General features: G+C 36.7%; 18 protein-coding genes. 6 read left to right on the top strand and 12 right to left on the bottom strand.

The features are described from left to right. Window positions 1–483: 483 nt before the first annotated feature. The 7 genes from RUMAL_RS20335 to RUMAL_RS20305 all read right to left on the bottom strand — a co-directional run bounded on the left by RUMAL_RS20335 (window position 484) and on the right by RUMAL_RS20305 (window position 6,255). Window positions 484–990, bottom strand: coding sequence for a CPBP family intramembrane glutamic endopeptidase (locus RUMAL_RS20335; RefSeq protein WP_157865515.1), 507 nt, complete (start codon window positions 988–990; stop codon window positions 484–486). A 232-nt stretch (window positions 991–1,222) separates the two neighbouring features. Further along, complete coding sequence (locus tag RUMAL_RS20330; protein WP_013483963.1) at window positions 1,223–1,936, bottom strand: hypothetical protein; 714 nt, start codon at window positions 1,934–1,936, stop codon at window positions 1,223–1,225. Further along, window positions 1,917–2,843, bottom strand: a complete 927-nt coding sequence (locus RUMAL_RS20325; RefSeq protein WP_050793339.1) for an ABC transporter ATP-binding protein — start codon at window positions 2,841–2,843, stop codon at window positions 1,917–1,919. Before RUMAL_RS20325 ends, RUMAL_RS20330 begins: the two co-directional genes overlap by 20 nt. 16 nt (window positions 2,844–2,859) lie before the next feature. Then, window positions 2,860–4,101, bottom strand: a complete 1,242-nt coding sequence (locus RUMAL_RS20320; RefSeq protein ID WP_013483961.1) for a hypothetical protein — start codon at window positions 4,099–4,101, stop codon at window positions 2,860–2,862. Further along, complete coding sequence (locus RUMAL_RS20315; protein WP_013483960.1) at window positions 4,098–5,510, bottom strand: radical SAM protein; 1,413 nt, start codon at window positions 5,508–5,510, stop codon at window positions 4,098–4,100. The genes RUMAL_RS20320 and RUMAL_RS20315 overlap by 4 nt, the downstream gene beginning before the upstream one ends. A gap of 293 nt (window positions 5,511–5,803) precedes the next feature. After that, window positions 5,804–6,010: a huazacin family RiPP peptide gene (locus RUMAL_RS20310; protein ID WP_013483959.1), complete on the bottom strand. Its 207-nt coding sequence runs from the start codon at window positions 6,008–6,010 to the stop codon at window positions 5,804–5,806. Between the two features lie 38 nt (window positions 6,011–6,048). Continuing rightward, complete coding sequence (locus RUMAL_RS20305) at window positions 6,049–6,255, bottom strand: huazacin family RiPP peptide (RefSeq protein ID WP_013483959.1); 207 nt, start codon at window positions 6,253–6,255, stop codon at window positions 6,049–6,051. Between the two features lie 706 nt (window positions 6,256–6,961). On the opposite strand from RUMAL_RS20305, the gene RUMAL_RS22785 reads away from it, so the two are divergent. Then, window positions 6,962–7,090 (top strand): hypothetical protein, encoded by a 129-nt coding sequence (locus tag RUMAL_RS22785; protein ID WP_013483958.1) that lies wholly within the window; start codon window positions 6,962–6,964, stop codon window positions 7,088–7,090. 77 nt (window positions 7,091–7,167) lie between these two features. Here the strand turns inward: RUMAL_RS22785 and RUMAL_RS20300 are convergent, their stop codons facing one another. From RUMAL_RS20300 to RUMAL_RS20290, 3 genes are all read right to left on the bottom strand, one after another. Beyond that, a complete protein-coding gene (locus tag RUMAL_RS20300) occupies window positions 7,168–7,629 on the bottom strand; it encodes a GyrI-like domain-containing protein (RefSeq protein WP_013483957.1) in 462 nt (153 codons plus the stop codon). A 199-nt stretch (window positions 7,630–7,828) separates the two neighbouring features. Beyond that, complete coding sequence (locus RUMAL_RS20295; protein WP_013483956.1) at window positions 7,829–9,130, bottom strand: sensor histidine kinase; 1,302 nt, start codon at window positions 9,128–9,130, stop codon at window positions 7,829–7,831. A gap of 2 nt (window positions 9,131–9,132) precedes the next feature. Beyond that, the gene (locus tag RUMAL_RS20290; protein ID WP_013483955.1) at window positions 9,133–9,846 is read right to left on the bottom strand and encodes a LytR/AlgR family response regulator transcription factor; all 714 of its coding nucleotides are present in this window, start codon (window positions 9,844–9,846) and stop codon (window positions 9,133–9,135) included. 555 nt (window positions 9,847–10,401) lie between these two features. Here RUMAL_RS20290 and RUMAL_RS20285 point away from each other — a divergent pair. Together RUMAL_RS20285 and RUMAL_RS22030 are read left to right on the top strand one after the other, a co-directional pair. Next, window positions 10,402–10,830 (top strand): ABC transporter ATP-binding protein, encoded by a 429-nt coding sequence (locus tag RUMAL_RS20285; protein WP_080557330.1) that lies wholly within the window; start codon window positions 10,402–10,404, stop codon window positions 10,828–10,830. A gap of 3 nt (window positions 10,831–10,833) precedes the next feature. After that, a complete protein-coding gene (locus RUMAL_RS22030; protein WP_013483954.1) occupies window positions 10,834–10,998 on the top strand; it encodes a hypothetical protein in 165 nt (54 codons plus the stop codon). A 283-nt stretch (window positions 10,999–11,281) separates the two neighbouring features. On the opposite strand, the gene RUMAL_RS20280 is transcribed toward RUMAL_RS22030, so the two are convergent. After that, window positions 11,282–11,986, bottom strand: coding sequence for a hypothetical protein (locus tag RUMAL_RS20280; protein WP_013483953.1), 705 nt, complete (start codon window positions 11,984–11,986; stop codon window positions 11,282–11,284). 450 nt (window positions 11,987–12,436) lie between these two features. Between RUMAL_RS20280 and RUMAL_RS20275 the strand changes: the two genes are divergently transcribed. The 3 genes from RUMAL_RS20275 to RUMAL_RS22025 all read left to right on the top strand — a co-directional run bounded on the left by RUMAL_RS20275 (window position 12,437) and on the right by RUMAL_RS22025 (window position 14,663). Then, window positions 12,437–13,426, top strand: coding sequence for an HTH domain-containing protein (locus RUMAL_RS20275; RefSeq protein ID WP_013483952.1), 990 nt, complete (start codon window positions 12,437–12,439; stop codon window positions 13,424–13,426). A gap of 750 nt (window positions 13,427–14,176) precedes the next feature. Further along, entirely contained in the window at window positions 14,177–14,503 is a 327-nt protein-coding gene (locus RUMAL_RS20270; protein WP_162145127.1) for a hypothetical protein, read from the top strand. A 1-nt stretch (window position 14,504) separates the two neighbouring features. Then, window positions 14,505–14,663, top strand: a complete 159-nt coding sequence (locus RUMAL_RS22025) for a hypothetical protein (RefSeq protein ID WP_013483950.1) — start codon at window positions 14,505–14,507, stop codon at window positions 14,661–14,663. A 303-nt stretch (window positions 14,664–14,966) separates the two neighbouring features. Here the strand turns inward: RUMAL_RS22025 and RUMAL_RS20265 are convergent, their stop codons facing one another. Beyond that, complete coding sequence (locus RUMAL_RS20265; RefSeq protein ID WP_013483948.1) at window positions 14,967–15,731, bottom strand: recombinase family protein; 765 nt, start codon at window positions 15,729–15,731, stop codon at window positions 14,967–14,969. Window positions 15,732–15,907 lie beyond the last annotated feature (176 nt).

Raw genomic sequence — 15,907 nt, 5'->3', positions numbered from 1 at the left:
AATGGTCAGAGGTGGACGGAACAGGAAATTAAGAGTAGAAAATATCCTAAGAAGCTACTACAAATCACGCCGTTTCTAATAATACAGAACACCCCCTCACGCTTTCGATGCACCAAACGAATCCATTTGGAATGCGTGAGGGGTGGATTTTTTATAAGTAAAAGAAGACTTCGTGTTTGTTTTCTAATTGTGAGAGACTTGTTTCAGAAATACCCCTGAAATTCTGAAAGCGAAGTGGAATACTCCTATTTAAAATTTGATTATATTGAGCTGGCAAGTCGTTCCTGGGACAGTGAAATCATCAGGCTTGTTGCGCAGATACATGAATACAATGGTAGGCAGGAGCTTTATCTGAAGCAGAAACTAGCGGAACTTGACCGTCTGATTGAGATTAGCAAAGGTGCAAAGTGCGGAGGCATCCAATGAGATTGAGGGAATCCGCACGGCCAATACACGTCTGTTACAGCTTGTACTGCTTTTTTATCACCTGATCAGCAATAATCCGGTATTGTAAAGTATATGCATCGGGATAGAATATAAAACGCCTTTTTTATAATTCACATATCCAAGTATGATGCCTATAGGGAAAACCTGGATCATTTTCATAAGATCATTTGAATAAATGCTGATATGGCTTAAAGAAAAACTTATTGCAGTAATAAAAATTGTAAAGACTGCGGAGTATTTCATTTTGTCTGTCCATGACATGAACATTTCACCGTAAAAGCATCTGTAGTAAATTTCCTCAGATATCGGACCTATGATCAGACCATTAAGCAAAACAAAAAAGGTTCCGGAAGTGACTGTGAAATTTCTTAAATATTCATTATAGCCTTCAGAAATCTGAGATCCAATAAGAACACGCATGAGCAGTCCCCAGCACAGCATAACTGTCAGCAGTATTATAAAACTTAATATACCTGTATTTGCATCTGATCCCGCTCTTGTTTTTCTCTGTTTCCAGAGGGTATATCCTACAGTTGAAAGCACATATAATTTTGCGAAATTTGAGACACAAAATATCACATTGTAAATTACACCATGATTATGGTTAAAAAGATTTAAACAGGAACAAATACCTATGATAATAATTATTGGTATGCTATGAGTCAGCACCCTTTTCTGTCTCAAATAAAAAAAATATCCTATGGCGATCAAAAGCATCAGTACTTTTTCGGCCGCTACTATACTTTGAATAATATTAGTCATTTACAATAATCTTTCATTCTATGTGATTAAGTATTATCTTTTCCTTATTTGCAAGGATTAGTGAATATACTGCTCCGGCTGCAAGTAAAATTACCGCAGCAATCAAAGCATATACCACATTCATATTTATCCCATCAGCAGTAATACATCCATTCAGGCCTATGATACCTCCAAGGAAAATAACATATGTAAGCCCCTGAATTATTTTAGCTTTACCAACTGACAGCTGCCACATACAGAAACCGTTTATTATACCATAAGAAAAATTCAGCAGAAGCGATATAGCCAGCATTAACAGCGCTGCTACAGGTGAAAAAGCAAAAACCTTAAATTTAACCGCGTACACAATAATGCTTGTTATAAAAGCTACAGCAAAACCAATAACTCCAATAAGCATTGAAAACGCTACTTTTCCAACAAGTATTTTTCTTATTGATACTGGAAGGGAAAAGAGGGAATCAATAGCATCCATACTTTTTTCCTGCCAGAATTTAAGTGTACTTATAAATGTCACAAATGATAAAAATATAGAAACATAGCCTGTACTTCCGACCAAAAGATTACTTACATCAGTTACACCTTCATCCAGAAAACCACTGCTTTTTTTTATGGAAGTCGCAAGCAGTATACATATAAAAACAACATTGATGATTAAAAGAGACTTTATGCTCTTTTTTACAGAGATCTTTTCCTTATAAGCTATCGCTTTAATTGCCTGCATGTTCATGATTCTCTCCATCCACTAAACTGAAATATTTTTCTCTTAAACTACTGTTCACTATACCAATTTCTTTAAATCCAATCTTTTTATCGATAAGAAAACCTGTTACAGTATTCAGGTCCGGTTTCTGGCTGAATCTGATTCTTACTGTTTTATCTGATATTTCAATATCACTTGCTCCTGATCCAAGAAGGCCAGATAACCGTTCATACGTGCACGGCTCATTCAAAGTTACTTTTACAACAGGAGTATCATCTGCAAGGATATCGGAAAGAAGTCCATCGGTAAGTATACGATGCTCAAGTATTGCAACTCTGTTGCAAAGCTCCTCCACATCATTAAGATTATGTGAGCTCAGAAATATCGTACATTTATCTTTTATATTATTAATGATACGTTTTATATCGGCCTGCCCTTCAGGATCAAGACCTATCATAGGTTCATCAAGTATAAGGATCTCTGGTGAACAGATAAGTGCTCTGGCAAGACCAAGACGTTTTTTCATTCCTCTTGAAAACTCGCTCACTCTCCTGTTCACTGCCTTTTCAAGCCCTACCAGTGCAAGAAGTTCATTTATCCTCTTGTCTCTTCCCTTAGCATCGTTATACACTATATCGAAAAAACACATATTTTCAAAAGCAGTAAGATTAGTATAAAGGCCATCATTATCATAACAAAAGCCTATTTTGGATTTGATGTTATTCTTTTCTGGTATTTCTCCAAATACTTTCACTTCTCCCTGAGTAGGTTCAAGGAGTCCTGTTATAAGACGAATGGAAGTAGTTTTTCCCGCACCATTAGGACCGATATACCCAAATACATCATGTTTTTTCACAGAAAAGCTTACATTTTCCAGAACGTTTACAGAATCATATTTTTTGTATACGTTTTTAAATTCGATCACATTATCCATACGTACCTCATTTCTGTCAGCCCACCATACATTTATCACAAATTCTGGTCTGATTGAGCTGTGCACCATTTTTGATCTCGATATATCTGCAGTCACTGCAAAGATATCTATATTCACATTTATTACAAGGTTCTATATCATTGCAACCCAGTGAAGAGTATCTGGTGATATTATCTTTTTTTATCGCTTCATAGAGATCACCGGTTTTTGATAACGGATAATCCTTCAATCCCGGACAGGTAGTTATAATACCATCAGCTTTGATAGTAACGGTTGAATTGAGGCAAGGATTATATTTACCTTTGATTGAAAAATCATCTAGTTTAATTTTACTGTTGGTAAACTTGATCTCTCTAAGCTGTATATCCGTGAGATTCTGATTATCCAAAAGATAATCAAAATAAAAACTGTTCTGTTTAATTTTATTTTTGACCGTTGCAGCAATATCATTTACAAGGGATTTATTATAGTAATCAAGTAAAAACACGAAGCAGTATTCTGATTTATCCAAGATATCAATATTTTGTATGATTTCATCACTTTCAATGAGTTGTTTATAATTTTCGTCAAGATATCTCTGTATAATAAATTTAACGCCGTTCGCTACTTCACCCAGCTGTCGTAAAGCGTTGATATTACGATTTCCTGATATAACATTTATATATCTGAATCCGATCTCTTTAGCTGATAATATAACCGCTTTAAGCTTAGGAACATCCAAAAAAACATTTCCTCCTGTAATGTACAGCTCTGTAACACCTAGAGCATATAACTGTTTCATATACTCTGTCCATTTTTCTACAGATATAGTTATATTATTATACGAAGGATCCTTTCCGCACCCCATGCATCTGAAACGAAGTGAATAACGATCGGATGCACAGAAAAAGCAGTTGTTATCACACTCATTGCTAAGCTCCAGAAAAGCTCTGTTAATTTGCGGAGGAAGTTTGAAAAAAAGATTGTCTTTCCAGTCAGGATGCAGCGTAACTTTTTCTATTGCAGGAGGTTTCTCATAGAATCCTCCTACCTGAAATTTTTCTGCTTCTTTAAGTTTTTCTTCAAGAAATGTCGTAGTAATATTCAGTTCATGACAGACATCATCAAAACTTTTATTGTTTTCAGTCAGGGTAAGAATTTTTCTTAGGTCTTCATCCACATGAAATACCTTTTCATTGAAGAGATCATATATACACGACTTCTCTTTTCCGTTTACAAGATAGCATTCCTCATATAATCTGAAATATTTATAATTCATTTAAGCACCACAGCCAATTCTTTAATTTCTTTGTAATATTTTGTAGTAAAATCTGAAAACCACGCAGGATTCTCTTCTGACAGTGAAACAGCTCTTGAAAGGAGTTCTTTATAACTATTCCTCATATTATTGCAGCTTTGTGCATTTTTGCAGAATCCGCTTTCACAGTGCAGTGACTGATAACATAAACTGCATACGTTTTTTACACTGCAGTTACTGCATCCTGAAGTTATTTTAGCTTCAAATTCCTTCATATATCCGCATATAACTGAATAATCAAGACCACTGTTTAAATTACCTATGATCATTGTTTTATCAACTTTTTCACATGGATATATATCACCATGGACATTAACAAACATCTTATCTCCTGGGACACAGCTTCCGGTACACTTCACTATACTTCTTGAAGGATCTTTGAACATTTCTTTCATATAAACAGAAGACGCGGGCTTTCCAAGAAAAACATTTAAAAAATTAAGTTCTCTTTTTTCCTTTGAAGTCAGGTCATCTTTTTTAGCCACCAGTTCATGAAAGTACTTTTCGAGCTTCAGTTTCTTTTCAAAAAAGGTCTTTACCGTTTTCTCATCAAAACTATTGTAATAATCTGTATCGTAAGGATTTACCGGAGAAAGAGACAGAAGCACCATTTCATTCTGTTCAGACCAGAACTCCATCAGTTCTTCCATATCAGTATTATAGTCATATACACTATTTATCATAGGAATACTGTTAGTGACACGTGCATAATTTCTTATATTCTGATACACTCTTTCGAATGTTCCTTTACCACCGGCAAGTTTTCTATTACTATCATGTATTTTTTGCGGTCCATCCAGACTGAATATCGGCATAAAATCATTTTCAGCCATAAATTTACTTGCTTCGTCATTCAGCAGATACGCGTTAGACGTTATTGAAAATAAAACTCTCCCTTTATAACGCTCTTTGGCATATTCAACACATTTTTTTACAAGATCAAAATTCAGAAGGGGTTCTCCACCATAAAATCCTATTATAGGGGTGCGTTCTGGATTGTATATCTTACCTTTTTCAATAAGGTCCATATACATATCTATAGCCCTTATCGCTGTTTCTAATGTCATATTTTCATTTTCAAGTTTACTGTGTCCTTGATAATGCTCAGAAAAAATACAGTACTCGCATCTGAAATTACAGCGGTTAGTCACTTCCAGAACCATTTGACCAAGTCCGTACTTAAGTATATATTCTTCAATGTCATGACTGTCATAACTTTTATTCTGAATTTGATTTGTCTTTTTCATTTTACTGATCTTGTCGATTCTTTTCTCATACTGACTTTTTTCAAAAATAACAGATGAATCAGAATCAAAGACATATTCATTATTACTGTCAGATTTAAAACAGATATTACAATTATTATTCATCTTATTTTTCCCTTGTTATATATTATATAAAATTACAGATAAATTAAACCAAAAGTGAAGAAGTCAAAGCGATTATCTTCAGATACATCTTCGGTTACTACTAAACTAAAAATATCAGCAGATATAATTAAGCGGTATCCTGTCTCAGATTTTCGTAAATTTCATCCAGCTTACCCGTCATGTCATATAAGCACAATATATGGCTGTTTCATGTATATGCTATATCCAGTTTCACTTTCTTTGACAATCCGGATTAATATTGATGTTTTTAATATTTCTATGTACTAAACTGATTATGATGCAAGACCTGCTGCGAGAGCTCCAAGTCCGCCTGCTGCTGTACCTGATGCTGTAATTGCACTTGCATCTGCTACAGGGATAGGACCATCAACTCCACAGATTGCTGCACAACCTGCTGCTCCGCCAAGACCACAAACTCCTCCACAAATTGCTGCTCCCCAGCTCCATGCTTCTTCTGCCATTAATTCAAATAATTCCATATTTTTTACTCCTTTGTGATAATTTTCAGTAAATTCAATTATGATGCAAGACCTGCTGCGAGAGCTCCAAGTCCGCCTGCTGCTGTACCTGATGCTGTAATTGCACTTGCATCTGCTACAGGGATAGGACCATCAACTCCACAGATTGCTGCACAACCTGCTGCTCCGCCAAGACCACAAACTCCTCCACAAATTGCTGCTCCCCAGCTCCATGCTTCTTCTGCCATTAATTCAAATAATTCCATATTTTTTACTCCTTTATTCTAATTTGATCGAACATTGGAATTGTCAGGAAATATTCCGTAAAAAAGCACATATTAGCTGAAGCAGACATATATCATGCCAAACAGTTAGCTGATCCAGCTGGAAATCCGAAAGACCAAAGGTTAGTATTCGCATACATCAAAGCTGCTTATAATTTGTGTATTGTAGTAACCGAAGATGTACCTGAAGATAATCGTTTGGAATTACTTCATGTTTCGTTCAGTAAATCAGAAGTTAATATAGTTTCCCGGTTAAAAGTTATTCTACACCGGTATAGAAAAAAATTATACAATTGCATTCGCAAAGAAAACTGTTTTTGCAATTTATTATAAATTTCTTTTCGCTGTTTTATCAGGAGATTACTATTGATACTAAAAAACACGATATAGTATTTATGACATTATCATTGATTTCAAAACATTAATCATTTCTGCCTGATATTGTGATTTATGTTATTTTGTATTATGGTAACCAGGGCCAAAGCCACATAACTGATCGCTCCTTTCATTTGTGTTCTTCTGATGATGCTAGTATACATCACCTTATCGGTTCTGGCTATCATTATGGAGCAAACATCACTAAATTCAGAGTAAACGGTATATAACACCCTTTAACTCTCATTATACCGAGCTTTCTTCCAGATGGCAGCTATATAGCTATATTGTTTTTTCAAGGTGATCTTATCATATGAAAATAGTAATTTGTGATGATATGGTTGACGAAACCAGGGCTTTTATCTATAAGAAAAAGCGTATAGAGCCTAAGCCTGAGTCCGAAGAACGACTTGAAGGTCAGGTTCACTTTAGCGATATATAAGTGAAATAACCCGTCACCCCTTACAAAGTGTAAGGGGTGACGGGTTATGCCAAACACAAAACCGTGCTTCTGCCATTTTACAGCGAGTTATAGTTTACACCTATATACATTTCAAAAATACAGTCTGCACCGAATGTATCACCGTTTCTTATCACTACATAATAAGTGTTGGTTATCGGTTCATAATTATTTTTCTGTATATAGTCCTTTAGAGCTTGTTCTGAATCTGAAATATCGTTGATGCTGCCCTCGTGCTTTGTCATAACAGCGTTGATGAGACGGAATATAAGCTTCTTGCCGTAGCTGTCCGAGGATCCTATTTCACCCTTTACAGGGATAAGTATCTCTACAGGCTGTACTTCATCAGAATTTTTGTCTTCTTTGAATGTGAAAATGAATTTTCCTGCGACTTTGATGTTCAGTGCCGAAAGATTATCGTTTATATGCTGGATTATTTTATATATCTCTGATTTTTTTATGCTCGCAGTGTATGTTATAAGGTTTTCAGCATAAATGTTTATGTGTTCGATAAATTGCAATAATTTTCACCACCATTTATATCGTTTTAAAATTATAGCAACAGCTATAATCATTTATTGCTTTTACTATTCACTACTAAACAGTTTGATAGTATTCCTTCATACAAATTGTATCATTACAGTATGATGCAGTCTATGATTACAGAGTGAACGGTAGTATAAACAGAGTGAAATGTATTTATTGTGATTTTTTCTGATCTCATTTTATGATTTCGGGTTTCAATACCAGGTTCAGATCCAGTGTAAACTTATTATCATCGGCAGACAGTTCGGCTTCACCGTCGTATTTTTGGACAGTGCGGAGAATATTCGTTACACCGAAGCCGTGACGATCCTTATCGCTCTTTGAAGTCGTAATAGTATTGTTGCTTTTTATTTCCACAGCTTCATAAATAGGATTTGTGATCTTAAAGAAAAAATATCCCTGCCTGAAGCTTGCTTCCGCATTTATCTCCTTGGGCTTTTCTGAGGTGTCCTTGGCGCAGGCTTCAATTGCATTATCTATGGCATTTGCCATTATTATACACAGATCAACGTTGCTTATACCGGTTGTGGGGACCATTCCGGAGAATACTATTTTAGTATTTATTGCCGCTGCTCTGTCGTTTTTATCATTCAAAAGTGCGTCAATGATTATATTTCCTGTGTTGTACTGCTTTTTCTCGACAGAGGAAAGACCTTCTATCTCGTTTATGTATTCAAGAGCATTTTCTTTTTCGTTTGATTCGATAAGGCTCCTCAGACAGATAACATGATTTTTGAAATCATGCCGAAAGCTTCTGAATTCGCCATAAATGGTGTTTATCTTTTCATAGTACTTTACTTCATTTTCCACCTGCTTTGACAGCAGATCTATCGTTGTCTTTTTTTCGATCTCGGATATACTTATCTTTACTATAGAAAATAAAAAAACTATCAGTCCCATCATGGAAGGCAGGATGTATTTTTTATAATAATGTTCATGATCGGGTTTTGTTTCGCCCATTACAAATATTGCCGCAATAAATAAAAGTAAAAGTATGTTTATATAAAGTCTTTTGGGCAGTGATTTGATGATCTGATGAAGCATGGACTCTATCTTTTTTCTTTTGATGTAAATGAATATAAGGAACAAAATAAGGATATCCGCAGAAAATGCGATAAGATTGCAGAGCTCATAATCTTTGATAAATGCCTTGCAAATATTCAGATATATCTGCGGCGGCCATTGTGACAGCAGGAAAATATACAGAACTCTCTGACTGAATTCCTCGAATAATACGCTGTATGCGGGGATACGTCCGAAAACATAAATTAATTGTAATATCAGACCCATTTCCTTAGAGCAGAAATCGGGTTTGTTCATAAGAATAGGCACGGGTAGCAGAGTGAGTATGAGCAGAAAATAGCCTAGATATCTGATACGCGATGATTTGAAATCACAAATTGTTCTTGCAAGCGTGACGAACATAAGCTGTTCCAGGATGTTTGCAAGCATTACTAAATAAGAAACGGTGGTCATTTTCAGCTCCCCTTCTGGAAATTATATCTCTTTATATAGTTGGTAAAAGCTTTTTTAAACGGCGGGAGCTTTACCCTGCTGATAAGAGCTTTTTCCTTATTATCAAAAAGTACATCTGTCGATGTGTGCGAAACGATATGGCGGAACCCTACCAGATAAGTTCTGTGGCATCGGAAGAATTTATCCTCGGGAAGCATCTTTTCAATTTCGGACAAGGTCTTTTTGAATAGTACAGTACCTTCATTTGTCCTGATATTGCAGTACTTGTCTGATGCTTCTATATAAATTATATCGTTTATATTTATTTTTTGGTTGCTCTCATCGGTCTTTATGAGGATGAAGTTTGATTCATCATTGTCCGAAAGATATGAATCCAGTGCAGCCTCAAGCCTTGCATCATCTATCGGCTTTACTAAAAACCTGTATGCATTTACTTCAAAGGTATCAAAGACGATATCGGGAAAGCTGGTCAGGAATATTATGGTAGTATCAGTATTTTTCTTTCTTATTTGTCTGGCAGTTTCAAGACCGTCTATCTCTGCCATCTGATAATCCATAAAAATAATGTCGTACTCGTTCTGGCTGCTGATAAGGTCAAAACCGTTGGTATAGTCATTGTAGATCATTATAAGGTTTCTCTTTTGGGCATAATTTTCCAGATGCTTTTTTAACTCGGTGTGCATAGCCATCTGGTCGTCACAAATCGCGATTTTCATGTATTTCCCCTCCATAAAAAATATATATAAATCATTATAATGTTTCAAAAAAACATTAATTAATGTAATTCACTCTGAATTTTATACCGTTTGCTCCAAAATGATAGTAATTGTACAAATGTTGAATTATAATAAGACCATCGAAACAAGAGTAATAAAAACACTAAAAAAGGAGGTTTTAAAATGCAGGATTGGTTTGACTGGTGGGGCTGGTAAATATAATTAAGTTTAAAAAACAGAGTAAACTTAAAATTTATAATTAAATTCATTATATCATATATTAGTTTTTGTGTCAATTATAAAGCTACAATTATGGTTATCCAGCTGACACTCCGCAAGTAAGATCACTGTACTGCGTAGCAGTTGGCTTCGCAATACGTAGAATAGGACATTATTAACCAAAACATATATTATGTACACCTCCAGAATTATCATGGGGGTGTTTTTTTCGCTGTGTCAGTGGCTTTTCTAATCTGTGGTGATTGCCGCGAGGGGGAGTGTGCTGATTCTGCACTACATAGTGTACTCTGACCGTCTGACGCTAACCTCAATCAACTGGCTGAATGGAGAAACCGTAAGATAGGATTCGTTTTGCAGGAATCGGCTCTGATAGATTCTATTTCAATCGAAGACAACATCAGACTTCCTCTACTTTATGCAAGTCCCGATAGGAAAGATTTTTCAGAAGAACTTGAAAGCATAGCGGAAAAGATCGGCATCAAGCATATATTGAAAAAAAAGCCGCTTGAATGCTCAGGCGGAGAAAAAGCACGCGCGGTCTTTGCAAGGGCAGTAATAATGCGTCCACCGCTGATATTATGTGATGAACCCACCGCTTCCCTTGACGGCGAGAATAAGGAGAATATCCTCTCATTGCTCTCCCGCATGAACAAGGAGTATAACACGACTGTGATTACGGTTACACATGATATGGAAGTGGCGGAAAGACATCAAAGGATAATCAAACTGGAAAGGGAGATGTAATATATGGGATTTTTTTCAATGGTATTTTCATTCATCATCGGCATACTGCTGATAGTATTCGGCTTTACCCGTAAATCTGTTTCAAAAGCCGCACTTATCCGAGCAGTAACACTTATCCCCGGCTTTGCACTCGTGGGTCTGGCTATCTGGCTGGGTCTGCCCAAGTAAAAGACATTTATACAGCTAAAAACACGCGCTGAACAGTGCAAAAACAGCCCCTCAGAGCAATTCTGAGGGGCTGTTTTAAAATAGATCGCTGAGTGTGTTTCAGCTCTGGTAAGATAAAAAATAGCTAACCGTTCAAATCCCCCTCGGGCATGGTTTCGATCGCCCGAGGGGGATATTTTTTACTTTATAAGCTTCTCGGTTTACACTGCAAGAGCCCTGATATTACAGCAAAATATTTCAGGCTGTACCTTTTTATGCTGAAAATATCAGAGTTGCGCCCCTCTCAGCTTCCCTTTCTGAATATCCTTGCGAAGAATCCTTTTTTCACGCTCTGACTCTTCTGCTCGGCTTCATTGACTTCTCTTTGTATCTCCGAATTTTCTGAATGCTCTGTCAAACGTTCCTGCATAGTTCCTGCGTGCAATGCCTGCGCCGCCGATAATGCAGTTACCAGAGTCGCCTGTTGTTCCTGCGAGCTTTTGAGCATTGCCGACAGATCATCTATCTGTTTATCCTTGACCGTCAACTGCTGTTTCAGCGTATTTACGGTACTTTGAAGTGTTTCTATCAACGTGTTTACATCAACGTCCATATCGTTTACATCAACGTTTGCGTGTTTATCGTCAACATCAGCATCAACATTCTTCTTGCTGTTGACGCTGTTTATATCAACATCGTCAACATTTACACCTTTACATATAGATGTTTCGTCAACGTTTACATCAACTTCTTTACTCATCCCATCAACGTTTACGCCGTTTATATCAACATTCTTGATTGTTTCATCAACATTTATAGTTGTGGGACGTTCGGGATAAAGTTCACAGAGGACCTTTTCCATATCTTCATCAATGACCACAGTTCCATTTATAGTTTGACTATGTTCATAAAGCATAGCCGACAGTTCAGAGCTGCGCTTGACTCTCTGCCAGACAGCCTGCTTGCTCACTTGCAGTTCATCTGCGATCTGCTTGATTGTTTTACTCACAATATGCTCCTTTCTGAAAAAATTCCCGATATTTTCAGAAAATCAAAAAGACTTAAATATATTGGGAAGGGAAGCTACTTTTTTTTAATACCTAATAAAATATTTGATACGATCTGATATTTGTAGTGTAAATAAATGCCCTAAAACACGCCACTAAACACTTGACAAATTGGTCATTTTATGCTATACTTATGTTCGTAATAAAGTTATAATACAGTGTTGCAATATAAACGATAATAAACAGAAAAAAAGAGAAACGTTTTGCCGAACGTTTCCCTTTAAGCTGTTTGAAACCCACAACGTTTCAAAACAACCCTGTTTCTGTAACTATTATACCAAAAAGATTCGCATTTGTCAATACCATTTCAAAAATCTTTTTAAGTATGATGTTCAGATCTCCGTTCGTTGTGTAGTTTTAAACTGCTTGAAGACGAAAGGAGGTCTTTTTTAATGCAAACAATTAAAGATTGGATATTCAAAGCATTATATAGAACAAAAGAAATCCCTAAAAGTGCCTTAACACTAGAGATCTACCTAGCCAGCCATTGTGATGTCAACGGCAGGATCTCGATCTATCACAGGGATATCGAAGAAACTCTTTGCATTGATACGAAGACATTCTATGCTTCCGTAAAATTTCTTGAAAACACTTTTGTAACAATAAATTTACCAAATGGCAATAAAATAAAGACCCCTCTGATAATAAGAGAACCCAAAGATAAGAACTGCAATGCGGAGATCATCCTTAAAATACCTTATAATGACTTTGAAATGGCATATGCGGGCGAGGACAAGCCATTCAGCAACTACATAAACATAGATTTTGTATGGTTAAAGGCGCAAAGCCTCAAAACTATGCATCATGCGGAAATACGAGTGCTGATGTACCTTTTTTTCCGTTTGTCTAAATCAGGCGATGTCACCAACGACCTTGTTTTCAAAAGTAAATTCACGGCGTACAAAGCTATTGCAGAACAGCTCGGAATATCTGTTCAGACCGTCAGAAAAGCGATAGCACACCTCAGAAAAGCAGGAATAATAAAAATAGGCTGTTCAGTTGAGTATTCAAACAACGGACACAGCCTTGCTTTCCCTGTCCACAGAACTACATTTTCACTTTCTGAATGTACAGTTGCCGAAATACAAAATCCGGTGACTGCATCAAGAGATCAGTACGGCAGAAATAAAATGCGCTACACCACTGAAAAGCATTTCCGTTCTGACCGCCACACAGTAAGAAATATACTTCGCCGCAAGAAGAAGTCAAATGTATCATTGCAGGAGCTGAATGACATAGCCGCGCTTGTACATCAATACAGGACAACAGCGGCATCGCTTGGCAGGAAGATCGAATCCGTGATAGAGCAGGCAATATCAAACTGCGTCATAATTAAAGCAAAACTGGTACACAGCAGCATAAAAGATATACTCTGCACATAGAACCCAGCAAACTAAATAAATATCATCAGCTTTACGTGAAATAGTCCGTAAGGCTTAAATGTGTTTATCTTCAAAAGACCGTCATTAAGTATGACGGTCTTTTTTTCATAAATTTCAATTCTCGGACCGTTTTAAAAACTGTTTTTGCAATAATAGTGGTATAAAATTACTGTTGATATAACGTCCATTTAAATATCCCCAAAAATCACGTTTCCGATTTTATACCAATATTTTCTCAAGTTAACAGAGATTTTCTACCAAATGTAAGTTCCGTTTTCATACCACACAATTACTTAGATTTTCATTTATATATATATATTTCATGCGTAAAAATTTTTGATTATATATTTCTTACATTTAATATGATTCTATTTATATTATTCTGTCTTTTCATGTGATTTCCAATCCGAAACATGTTATAATTTTATGAGACTGTTTCAACCAAGCAATAGCCTCATTTTTTATTTACTCCGTAAAAATAGGCGCTTACTCTCTTTTTATAGAATATTTCCTGCAAGTGTATTATAGTTTGTAAAGTGATAAAATACAAAGGGGAAAATGATAAAATAATATATTTGCAAACTTGTAAATTTTGAATGCTTAAAATTTATTTACTTCAAAAAAGAGCCTGCAAAAGTTTTTGATATGATGAATCAGATGACGCATGTGACCTTTCTTTATGCAACTGTATATATGATTTTTAATTGTGCTGTAAAGACAGTGATACCTTCGGGTATATCGGATATTCTTATGCTTCGGAGTCTTAAGGTAAATCTGCCGTTATCAGTTCTGGCAGTTATTATAATTGCAGAACTTTCAGTATTTGCCATTGCTGTGATAATCCTTATAGCAATAGTAGGCAAAACAGAGATATTTAATTCCGATCCCGTCAGGGCAGATAAATCCAGCCTTGCGGTCATGACGGGATTGATGATAAGCATCTTAACACTTGTATATTCAAAAGCGTGGACACTGGCTGCGTTTTCAATTACTTTATCCGCAGTAGTAATTTTCAAAGAAAGAGAACAGACAAAAAACTTGTTCAGATGTTCTAAATTGATAAAAGGAGCTGTTTGATATGAGACATAAGATCATAAGAATAATAATAGGTATTATATGGACGGTTGCCGCCGTTATACAGATCACAAAAGGCGAGAAAGTCATGGGTATGATGTTTGGTGCAGCAACAGCAGCATTTCTCATATCGGCATTCACTTTAGAGAATGAAGATAAGTAAAGTATATAAACGTAAAAACGTTTTATATAAAATGACAACAAACTAAAAACCGGAGAAAAAGAAAATGGAAAACAAAAACGCCATAACTAAATGGAGCTTTGAAACAAACCTCTGGCATCATCCGCGAAAATATATAGTACCTGCGGTGCTTGTTTTAGAAGCCGGTATAATAAGCGTTTTTTGATCGATACAGTTAATAAAAAAAGTAGCTATTGCAGTCGGGCAACAGCTACTTTTTTTATAATGATCCCTCATCTTGCATACTCCGTTTTCTCAATCAACGCTTAATACGTCTTTTAGACACTAAAGAGCGTTCGTGTCTTTAGTGCCTTGCGGTGCTTGTCCGGATACTTCATCGAGGGTCATTTGCAGTCCCTCTGCTTCAAACTCTCGGCGCAGCTCCGCCTTGTACTTGTAGTATGTCTTGCGGCATATGCCTGCAGCAGCAGCGCATTGCTCATCGGTCAGGGTCCCACCGAATGTCTTGCAGCTCGTGCGTATGATCTTCTTTGCAGCAGCCGCCTTCTTGACATTGAGTGTTGCCCCTTTACGCTGTCCGATCTGCTTGCCGTTGCGCCGTGCTGTTTCGATGCCCTCGGCTGTTCTTTGGTGAAGGTCGTCAACTTCCTTTTGTGCCTGACCGAATGCAAGTTCGATCTGCCGCACAGCCAGCCTTTTAAGATATGCGTTCACTCCTTGCAATATAAGGTCTACATCCTCTCCGATCATCGGCACATCACGGGAAAGCGCCTGTTTATAGGTAGAAGTGTTTATGTGGGGTTCTTTGAGAAAAACAAGCTCCACCCCTTGCTCATAAAGCTGAAGATACAGCTCCACGCCCTCGGCAGCATTACGGCTCATACGGCTCACGCTGTCAAATACGATCATGTCACCGCTCTGCACCTGTTTCAGGAGCTTTTCAAGTTCCTTGCGCCCTGAGGTCTTAGTTCCTGTGTAAGCCTCTTTGTATATGCGAGCCGTCGGGTATGACTTGATTATATTGCGCTCCTGTCGCTCGATGTTCTGTGTGGGTCTGGAAATACGGCAATAGCCAAATATTCTTTGCATGATCGATCCTCTCTTTCAGCTAAGTGGTAAATTTAACGACCGTTATAATTACTACTTTGATTATACCACACAGAATGCCATAGGTCAATGGATCTACTACTATTTTCTGGGACCTTAAATTTACTACTGTTTTGAACGAAAATTGTCCGCCCGCACGTTGTTGTAGGAATATTCTC

Source organism: Ruminococcus albus 7 = DSM 20455, from assembly GCF_000179635.2.
In the GTDB taxonomy this organism is placed as follows: Bacteria; Bacillota; Clostridia; order Oscillospirales; family Ruminococcaceae; genus Hominimerdicola; species Hominimerdicola alba.
Note: the sequence above shows the minus strand (reverse complement) of the source record. Positions and strands in the feature narration are given on the sequence as shown.

Coding starts and splice junctions, on each gene's coding strand:
- RUMAL_RS20330 (WP_013483963.1), bottom strand. CDS start 1,936: ATGAACATGCAGGCAATTAAAGCGATAGCTTATAAGGAAAAGATCTCT.
- RUMAL_RS20325 (WP_050793339.1), bottom strand. CDS start 2,843: ATGGATAATGTGATCGAATTTAAAAACGTATACAAAAAATATGATTCT.
- RUMAL_RS20320 (WP_013483961.1), bottom strand. CDS start 4,101: ATGAATTATAAATATTTCAGATTATATGAGGAATGCTATCTTGTAAAC.
- RUMAL_RS20315 (WP_013483960.1), bottom strand. CDS start 5,510: ATGAATAATAATTGTAATATCTGTTTTAAATCTGACAGTAATAATGAA.
- RUMAL_RS20310 (WP_013483959.1), bottom strand. CDS start 6,010: ATGGAATTATTTGAATTAATGGCAGAAGAAGCATGGAGCTGGGGAGCA.
- RUMAL_RS20305 (WP_013483959.1), bottom strand. CDS start 6,255: ATGGAATTATTTGAATTAATGGCAGAAGAAGCATGGAGCTGGGGAGCA.
- RUMAL_RS22785 (WP_013483958.1), top strand. CDS start 6,962: ATGAAAATAGTAATTTGTGATGATATGGTTGACGAAACCAGGGCTTTT.
- RUMAL_RS20295 (WP_013483956.1), bottom strand. CDS start 9,130: ATGACCACCGTTTCTTATTTAGTAATGCTTGCAAACATCCTGGAACAG.
- RUMAL_RS20290 (WP_013483955.1), bottom strand. CDS start 9,846: ATGAAAATCGCGATTTGTGACGACCAGATGGCTATGCACACCGAGTTA.
- RUMAL_RS22030 (WP_013483954.1), top strand. CDS start 10,834: ATGGGATTTTTTTCAATGGTATTTTCATTCATCATCGGCATACTGCTG.
- RUMAL_RS20275 (WP_013483952.1), top strand. CDS start 12,437: ATGCAAACAATTAAAGATTGGATATTCAAAGCATTATATAGAACAAAA.
- RUMAL_RS20270 (WP_162145127.1), top strand. CDS start 14,177: ATGCTTCGGAGTCTTAAGGTAAATCTGCCGTTATCAGTTCTGGCAGTT.
- RUMAL_RS22025 (WP_013483950.1), top strand. CDS start 14,505: ATGAGACATAAGATCATAAGAATAATAATAGGTATTATATGGACGGTT.
- RUMAL_RS20265 (WP_013483948.1), bottom strand. CDS start 15,731: ATGCAAAGAATATTTGGCTATTGCCGTATTTCCAGACCCACACAGAAC.